This is a genomic window from Photorhabdus aegyptia, from assembly GCF_000612035.1.
Lineage (GTDB): Bacteria > Pseudomonadota > Gammaproteobacteria > Enterobacterales > Enterobacteriaceae > Photorhabdus > Photorhabdus akhurstii.
In genome coordinates this window covers 1-6,894 of the sequence record NZ_JFGV01000105.1, presented here as the reverse complement: position 1 = coordinate 6,894, position 6,894 = coordinate 1, and the positions used below count along the sequence as shown (strand labels likewise).

Here is a 6,894-nt window from a genome sequence, read left to right as displayed (position 1 = left end):
TTTTTTTCAGGATAATTATAATGGTCTGGGATTTTGTAGTCTTCGGGGATTTTCGGCCAATCATATCGTTCTGTCCAGCCGATCATTTCTATATCTTCAAAGATTCCATCAAAAAAATTACGTAAATTCATTGCATATATCCTAGCCATCACTAATGCTGTCTGAACTGCAACCATATCATTTTGGTCAAGGGCTTTTTTCAATACCGCAAACATGGATATCAATTTTTTGAGCTCATCTTGCAGTTCATCATCCAGATTTAACGAATAATCAAGGCTGCCATTATTATCAAGCTCATTTTTTGAAATATTGCAGGTTGCTGCTAGCTCGACTAAAATCGTTTTTATGTCATTTAACTTGTTTATTTCAGTCAATTTTAAGTTTCCTCCCTTGACCAGCTTTAGTTTTATCCACATTTACTGAACCATCTAAATTAAGGGCTGCTTTAAAATTATTTTTACTATCAAAAAGCTCAAGATGGTTTTTATGCGAACCGTCCAAATACAGTTGATCGCCTTTCTTGATTGTATCACCCAGTTTACCCTGAGCTTGATAAATACTTTTCCCCTGATATCGCTTGCTGGTTTTAAGTGTGCCGTTTTTAATCTGACTCCCAAACCCTGGTTGAGTAAAGAATTCTCCCATATTACCAACAGCACCTTTATTAGGCTGATAAGGCTGTTTATTCTTCCCAACAATCGAAGCAACCGAAGCTTTACTGCCGATAGAACAACCAATACCGACAGGTTCTACCGCCTCTTTGGCTATTAGTGCACCTTTTTCCCAAGCTGGCAGCGAGTTATACAACAGCCCTAAATCATTCTGGTTTTCTGTCGTCACAAACTGACTGATACGATGGGAATCTTCTTCTGATAAGCCAAACATCCATCTCAGACTACTGATGGCATCCGCTGTTTTTATCCCACCTTCCATTTCAGCCTGATAGGTCAGTGTGCATAACCCACCGTTCCCGGCACAGTGAGACAACATTTCTGCCCGTTGCGCAGTGCTCAGTTTGTTGTATTTGTTCCAGATTGATGCGCGACTGAATTATTGGATGAGCTAAACCTACTTTTAGCAATTACATTTTCAGAACCATTGGAAACTTTATATCCATTTGACGTTATCCTCTTTCCGACTTAGGCTAAAGCTGTCGCGCCATAAGTCACGGAACCGATGGTAGCGGCAGTGCTGGCGGTAACCTTTATTCCGTTTCCCTCTATCACTGTAGCCACCGCAATCGTAATGACTGCAAAACAACTGGATTCAAAGAAGGGAAAGAGCCCGACTCTCTGGTCGGGATCTAATCTATTATAAAGTCCGTTTAACTGCGGCTAGCCAATCTTCCCACATAGCTGGGTCTGCTGGGCCAATTGAATCATCCCAGATCGTCCAATCCATTGATCCCAATAAACAACCGATATCATCTGACTTCGTTAATTCGTATTCATGCTCCAAAAAATAAAACATAGCTTTGTAAGCTTGTTCTATTGTAATCATCTTATTGTCCATTTTTACTACCTCTTGGCTTTAGTGAAGATAGTCCTGTTTGAGGGTCATATGATTTAGGTGGATTATTTATCCCAGCATTTATTACTGTATCCCCACGAGTTTGAACCCAAGCTTGAGTTCCATCCGGCAATGTGCGTGCAGACCAACTGTTACCATAACGGTCACCACCTAAAATAGCCGTTTTATCATTTGCAACATCCAATATTAATTTTCTATTTTCAGGAGTATCAGCAATGTGTCCTTCTGCTTTGCGGAAAATATGCCCAACTCGTGACTGAGGAATAGTTACCTGGCTATTTGATCTTACAGATGATTCACTATCAATACGTACATTATTTCCTTTCCCTATGTTAGTTGATTTATTTCCTTCAACAATCGAAGCAACGGAAGCTTTACCGCCGATAGCACCGCCAATACCGGCAGATTCTACCGCCTCTTTGGCTATTAGTGCACCTTTTTCCCAAGCTGGCAGCGGGTCATATGATTGTTCAAAAGTTAAAAAAATCCTAGCATTCAATGCTAGGATCTTTCTGGTTTAAGGGAGTTGAGCAAGTAAAGATTTTACTTGCTCTGTATCTTCTGGATGTAATTGAAGATATTTCTCACAGGCTAGTTTTACATATTTGAAACAGGTTGCTTCGCTTACAATTATTGTTGGTGCTTGTTCTGGTGGATAGCCCCATGTAAACTCAACCCCTTCAAAATGTTCTTCTTCAAAAAAACTATTCATATCTGGAAAATTACAGTAGGCACCATCTGTAGAAAAACCATGTCTTTTTATAATATTTTCTATAACATCATAAAAATAATTTTTCCCCTTTTGGTACATCACATCAAAATAACCTTTCAGAATCCACTCAGGATTACTTTCATCATATGGTTGACCAAATAATTTTTGCTTCATTGTTATTTTCTTGTTACTAGTAAATATTTCAGTTAATGGGCATTGTGACATTTTTTGAATTACAGAATGAACTGTACCAGCAGGTAATAATGTCTCCTTTATTGTATTTCCATCATCAACACTCCAAATTAGGCGATCATTTTGGCTTGTTTTCATAAAGTAAATATAATAGCCATTATCCCCCATTGCAGTACAGGTCATATCAAACAAGCCATCAATAAGATCTTCTCCTTCTCCTTCTCCTGTAAAATAACTTTCTGCATTTCTGCATTTCTGTATAAGGTAATAGGATCAAAGGGAATATCATTACATGCCAACTCATCTATTTTCATATTTGAGTAAAAGTCAATTGTTGTTCTTAATTCGAAAACATCAACAATGTCAAATAATTTATTCCCTTCTAAATAGAAAGAAAATATTCCATTTTTCCAGAAGCTATCTGGAGAGTTCCATGACTCAACAATGTCAAATTGAAGAGAAAATAAAAATGGATCACCATAAATCATTTTAGTTTCACTCCTAGCTTTTTCTGAATATCACTTGGCACCTGTTTGCTTGTTAAAGCATTGTTAATATCTCCGGAGCTGCCATTCCAAATAACCCCAACTGTAGTTGGGGTTATATATGGAGACTATATTACAATGATATATAATATTTTTTTATATTGGAAATTATTTCTTTAACTTCATCTTTATAAATTTTTGTTTCATAGAAATCAGGTTTAGGAATATCTTCCCAGTAACCACAACCATTATTATCATATCTTAAGATACGTCGTTTTGCTCCGATGATTCTAACAATATCATCGTAAGATACAGCAAATACAGAACTACCAAAATCATCAATATTCTCTGTTGAAGCTTTATAAATATATGACGATTCAAAATCTTCTGGCACATCTAGGTTACTATCTACCAGATTAGGAGATATCATACCTAACATCGTGTTAAATGCTTCTTTAATTTCTTTATCAAATAGCTCTTTATTTTCAGGAAAAGAAACTAATGCATTTTTTTCATCTAAAGAAAAAATATCCACATTTAATGTTGCGGTAGTTAGTTCATCAGGGAACATTTTCCCATTAATATAAAAATGGAATAACCCATTTTTAAATGAACTATCACTCCAATAGGGAATATATTCTACTAATATCGCAAAACGATATGGATCACCAAAAATCATAATTTCTATCTCCATTTACCAGGTAAACCAAAATTTTTCTTTACATCATTAGGAATTTCTTGTCTGTCTAATGGATTTTTTTGATCTCCAGTACTACCAGACCAATGCCATGTACCATCATTACTGTAAGAAAAGCGATGAACATTTTTTTCAGAATCAATGGAATATCTTTGCTTTTCTTTAGAAGCAGAAGAAATAGAATGACTAAATAAATCCACCGAGCCCTTAGGTTCAATTCCTGCATTGGGTCGATTACCTTGCTGACCAAGAGTGTGTTTAGGGTTTGATTTGTAAGCTAGCCCATTAGAAGCGACTATTGGCTCCGGTACTGGTATTGCGCTTCCTCTGTGTTTCCCAACAATCGAAGCAACCGAAGCTTTACCGCCGATAGCACCACCAATACCGGCAGATTCTACCGCTTCTTTGGCTATTAGTGCACCTTTTTCCCAAGCTGGCAGCGGGTCATATGATTGTTCAAAAGTTAAAAAAATCCTAGCATTCAATGCTAGGATCTTTCTGGTTTAAGAGAGTTGAGCAAGTAAGGATTTTACTTGCTCTGTATCTTCTGGATGTAATTGAAGATATTTCTCACAGGCTAGTTTTATATACTCAAAGCAAGTAGATTCGGGAACTATGATTTCACCTTCCCATACCCCGAACATTACTCCTTCGAAATGATATTCAGGATCAGGATCATCTAAGTTTGGGAAAGTACAATAGGTTTCATTAACTCCACACCCGTCCTTTTTTAGAACAAGCGGTAAAGCCCATAGAAATTCACCTTGGGAGTATATAGAATTAAAAAACTCCTTCATAACCCACTTAGAATCATTATCATAATCTATTTTTTTGAAAAGACGTTTATTACTCATTGTGTCACCGGGAAAAAGTTAGTAACTGTACCTGTTTTTTGATCTAAATAAACTTGAAACTTCACACCACCTGCGGTTGATTCATATTCTCGTAAACCTTGAGAAACTGCATTTTTATAACCATTAGAAACAGCCTGCTGTCCGAGGTCTAACATTTTTTGGTCGGAAAAAACGTTTGGATTATATACTGTTTTCTTGAATATTTGGTTTTTGTGGCCAATAACATTTCCGGTTCTATCTTTTGCTGGTATTTGATACTCAATTTGCGTAATGCCTTTAACACTGCTTGGTGTCTGGCTAACAATTTTAATTCCATTTTCAGATGCCGCTTGATTGAAAGCATTAACATTATGTGTACCACTTATCCCTTTTTTAGATATTCCATCAAATGCGGCTAAGTGATTTTTCTGGTTAATATTAAAATGAATTCCTTCTAGGTAAGTAGTCGTTCCCTTTTTAGAAAGGGAACGACAAGAAATTTAAAATTTATTTTTGTAAGACTTATTGTTCATCAAATCCATATATATATCATAATTATCTTTCTCATAACATATAATATTGATTTTGGAAATGTGAGGAACCTTATTTAAATATGAAGAAATTGTATCTAAAGCAATTTTAGCCGCCAGCTCTTTAGGGAATTTATAGGTTCCAGTACTAATATTGGGAAAAGAAAGTCTTTTGACATTGTGGATCTTAGATAATTCTAAACAACTTAAATAATATTTTTCTAATAATGAAAATTCATTATTATTACCGCCATTCCAACGTGGGCCTACAGTATGGATCACGTATTTAGCGGGCAAATTACCCGCACTTGTAATCACTGCTTCACCAACTTTGCAGCCACCTTGTTTAGCTCTAATTTTTTGACATTCTTCTAAAATAATTTTTCCACCTATTCTATGTATTGTTCCATCAACTCCACCACCACCAAGTAAAGATGTATTAGCTGCATTAACGATAGCATCAACAGCAACTTTTGTTATATCACCTAATATAATTTCTACTTTATTTTTCATTTAGTAATATCCTTAAAAACACCTCTACTCCAGTTTTGCAAGATTGTTTTTCTTCGGGTGAATATATGACATTCATTACCTGCCTATCTAAAATACAATCATATATGTCTATACTTAGCCAACCCTTAGACCATATATCAATAGTCCCTAGTTTTCCACAGCCCTCAAATTCAATTCGCTCAAGATTACCAAATTCACCATCAGCAAAAAATGAATATTCAAAAGAATAATTTCTTAAAAGAGGCTTTATATTTTTATCAAAGTCATGTATATTCATTTAATATCCTCATTTTATATCAACAATGGTAATATTCTTAATTTCAGGTAGTTGTTGACCGCTTTGTTTATCCAATAAAAATTGTTGTGATTTACTTGCATTAGGACCAATCATTTTAAACCATCCATCTTAAGCCACTAATAGCATCCAGCATCCGCTGTTTTTGTCCCACTCCTCTTTTTAAATAATTTTCTCTGATAAGTAAGTAGTAATTGGCCGATAAATAAGCCCCAGCCGTGGCTGGGGGTATGAGTTATTTGTTTTGAGGATAGTTATAATGATCAGGTATTTTGTAATCTTCTGGAATTTCAGGCCACAAGTCCTGACTGTTTATTGATACAACATCGTCGATAATATCTGCATATAGATTAGACAGATTCAATGATGTAATCCGAACTCTTGTCAGCGCACATTGAATAGCTATTTGATCATTTTCTTCAATAGTTCTATTAAGTAACATCACTGCCTGTTTAAAATCATAAATATATTCCTTGTATTTTTCGGTAATATTAAAATTCAGATTTAACTCAGCTTGGATATTTTTCCTAAGTGAGAGTAAATTAATACAATAGCTAAGTTTGTTTAGAGTTTTCATCATTTTAATTTTCTCCCTTCCGCAGCTTTCGTTTTAGCATCATTAATTGAACCATCCAAGTTAAGCACAACTCTAAAATTTCCTCTTTTATCAAAAACTTCAAGATGATTCTTATGATCACCATCTAAGTAAATCTGGTCGCCTTTTTTGATATATTTATCAATGTCACTTTTTGCAGAATAAATACTTTTCCCATCATACATTTTACTAGTTTTTTGAGTATTTCCTTTAATCTGGCTCCCAAAACCGGATTGTTTTAGGAATTCATTCATATTACCAACAGCACCCTGATTCGGTTGATAAGGTTGTTTATTCTTCCCAACAATTGAAGCAACCGAAGCTTTACCGCCGATAGCACTGCCAATACCGGCAGATTCTACCGCTTCTTTGGCTATTAGTGCACCTTTTTCCCAGGCAGGCAGTGAGTTATACAACAGCCCTAAATAGTTCTGATTTTCTGTCGTCACAAACTGGCTGATACGATGGGCATCCTCAGCCGATAAGTTAAACATCCATCTTAAGCCACTAAT

Annotated in this window: 13 protein-coding genes and 1 pseudogene; all 14 read right to left on the bottom strand. The window is 35.5% G+C overall.

Annotated elements, in window-relative coordinates; genetic code table 11:
- Window positions 1-374: DUF6853 family protein (locus BA1DRAFT_RS20885; RefSeq protein ID WP_036783418.1), on the bottom strand; the 374-nt coding region annotated here is incomplete at its 3' end.
- Window positions 367-990: a hypothetical protein gene (locus tag BA1DRAFT_RS24285; protein WP_235201196.1), complete on the bottom strand. Its 624-nt coding sequence runs from the start codon at window positions 988-990 to the stop codon at window positions 367-369. The genes BA1DRAFT_RS24285 and BA1DRAFT_RS20885, both read right to left, overlap by 8 nt.
- A gap of 321 nt (window positions 991-1,311) precedes the next feature.
- Window positions 1,312-1,512 carry a hypothetical protein gene (locus BA1DRAFT_RS20875; protein WP_036783417.1) on the bottom strand — a complete coding sequence of 67 codons (201 nt, stop codon included), beginning with the start codon at window positions 1,510-1,512 and terminating at the stop codon, window positions 1,312-1,314.
- Window positions 1,502-2,029, bottom strand: a complete 528-nt coding sequence (locus BA1DRAFT_RS22825; RefSeq protein WP_051560916.1) for a hypothetical protein — start codon at window positions 2,027-2,029, stop codon at window positions 1,502-1,504. The genes BA1DRAFT_RS20875 and BA1DRAFT_RS22825 overlap by 11 nt, the downstream gene beginning before the upstream one ends.
- 18 nt (window positions 2,030-2,047) lie before the next feature.
- Entirely contained in the window at window positions 2,048-2,617 is a 570-nt protein-coding gene (gene cdiI, locus BA1DRAFT_RS24455) for a ribonuclease toxin immunity protein CdiI (protein WP_268747253.1), read from the bottom strand.
- Window positions 2,614-2,922, bottom strand: coding sequence for an Imm42 family immunity protein (locus tag BA1DRAFT_RS20860; protein ID WP_072164835.1), 309 nt, complete (start codon window positions 2,920-2,922; stop codon window positions 2,614-2,616). Before BA1DRAFT_RS20860 ends, cdiI (BA1DRAFT_RS24455) begins: the two co-directional genes overlap by 4 nt.
- A 130-nt stretch (window positions 2,923-3,052) precedes the next feature.
- Window positions 3,053-3,598, bottom strand: coding sequence for an immunity 42 family protein (locus BA1DRAFT_RS20855; protein ID WP_036783415.1), 546 nt, complete (start codon window positions 3,596-3,598; stop codon window positions 3,053-3,055).
- A gap of 5 nt (window positions 3,599-3,603) precedes the next feature.
- Complete coding sequence (locus BA1DRAFT_RS21515; RefSeq protein ID WP_051560915.1) at window positions 3,604-4,101, bottom strand: hypothetical protein; 498 nt, start codon at window positions 4,099-4,101, stop codon at window positions 3,604-3,606.
- A gap of 18 nt (window positions 4,102-4,119) precedes the next feature.
- Window positions 4,120-4,470 (bottom strand): ribonuclease toxin immunity protein CdiI, encoded by a 351-nt coding sequence (gene cdiI, locus BA1DRAFT_RS20845; RefSeq protein WP_036783407.1) that lies wholly within the window; start codon window positions 4,468-4,470, stop codon window positions 4,120-4,122.
- Window positions 4,467-4,886: a CdiA family toxin C-terminal domain-containing protein gene (locus BA1DRAFT_RS20840; RefSeq protein ID WP_276525092.1), complete on the bottom strand. Its 420-nt coding sequence runs from the start codon at window positions 4,884-4,886 to the stop codon at window positions 4,467-4,469. Before BA1DRAFT_RS20840 ends, cdiI (BA1DRAFT_RS20845) begins: the two co-directional genes overlap by 4 nt.
- A 63-nt stretch (window positions 4,887-4,949) precedes the next feature.
- Window positions 4,950-5,492 carry a macro domain-containing protein gene (locus BA1DRAFT_RS20835; RefSeq protein WP_036783403.1) on the bottom strand — a complete coding sequence of 181 codons (543 nt, stop codon included), beginning with the start codon at window positions 5,490-5,492 and terminating at the stop codon, window positions 4,950-4,952.
- The gene (locus BA1DRAFT_RS20830; protein ID WP_036783402.1) at window positions 5,482-5,769 is read right to left on the bottom strand and encodes a hypothetical protein; all 288 of its coding nucleotides are present in this window, start codon (window positions 5,767-5,769) and stop codon (window positions 5,482-5,484) included. Before BA1DRAFT_RS20830 ends, BA1DRAFT_RS20835 begins: the two co-directional genes overlap by 11 nt.
- A gap of 253 nt (window positions 5,770-6,022) precedes the next feature.
- Window positions 6,023-6,367, bottom strand: a complete 345-nt coding sequence (locus tag BA1DRAFT_RS20825) for a hypothetical protein (protein WP_036783400.1) — start codon at window positions 6,365-6,367, stop codon at window positions 6,023-6,025.
- Window positions 6,364-6,894: pseudogene (locus tag BA1DRAFT_RS24280) on the bottom strand (hypothetical protein); the annotation flags it as partial. The pseudogene BA1DRAFT_RS24280 and the gene BA1DRAFT_RS20825, both read right to left, overlap by 4 nt.

Coding starts and splice junctions, on each gene's coding strand:
- BA1DRAFT_RS24285 (WP_235201196.1), bottom strand. CDS start 990: ATGTTGTCTCACTGTGCCGGGAACGGTGGGTTATGCACACTGACCTAT.
- BA1DRAFT_RS20875 (WP_036783417.1), bottom strand. CDS start 1,512: ATGGACAATAAGATGATTACAATAGAACAAGCTTACAAAGCTATGTTT.
- cdiI (WP_268747253.1), bottom strand. CDS start 2,617: ATGACCTGTACTGCAATGGGGGATAATGGCTATTATATTTACTTTATG.
- BA1DRAFT_RS20860 (WP_072164835.1), bottom strand. CDS start 2,922: ATGATTTATGGTGATCCATTTTTATTTTCTCTTCAATTTGACATTGTT.
- BA1DRAFT_RS20855 (WP_036783415.1), bottom strand. CDS start 3,598: ATGATTTTTGGTGATCCATATCGTTTTGCGATATTAGTAGAATATATT.
- cdiI (WP_036783407.1), bottom strand. CDS start 4,470: ATGAGTAATAAACGTCTTTTCAAAAAAATAGATTATGATAATGATTCT.
- BA1DRAFT_RS20835 (WP_036783403.1), bottom strand. CDS start 5,492: ATGAAAAATAAAGTAGAAATTATATTAGGTGATATAACAAAAGTTGCT.
- BA1DRAFT_RS20830 (WP_036783402.1), bottom strand. CDS start 5,769: ATGAATATACATGACTTTGATAAAAATATAAAGCCTCTTTTAAGAAAT.
- BA1DRAFT_RS20825 (WP_036783400.1), bottom strand. CDS start 6,367: ATGATGAAAACTCTAAACAAACTTAGCTATTGTATTAATTTACTCTCA.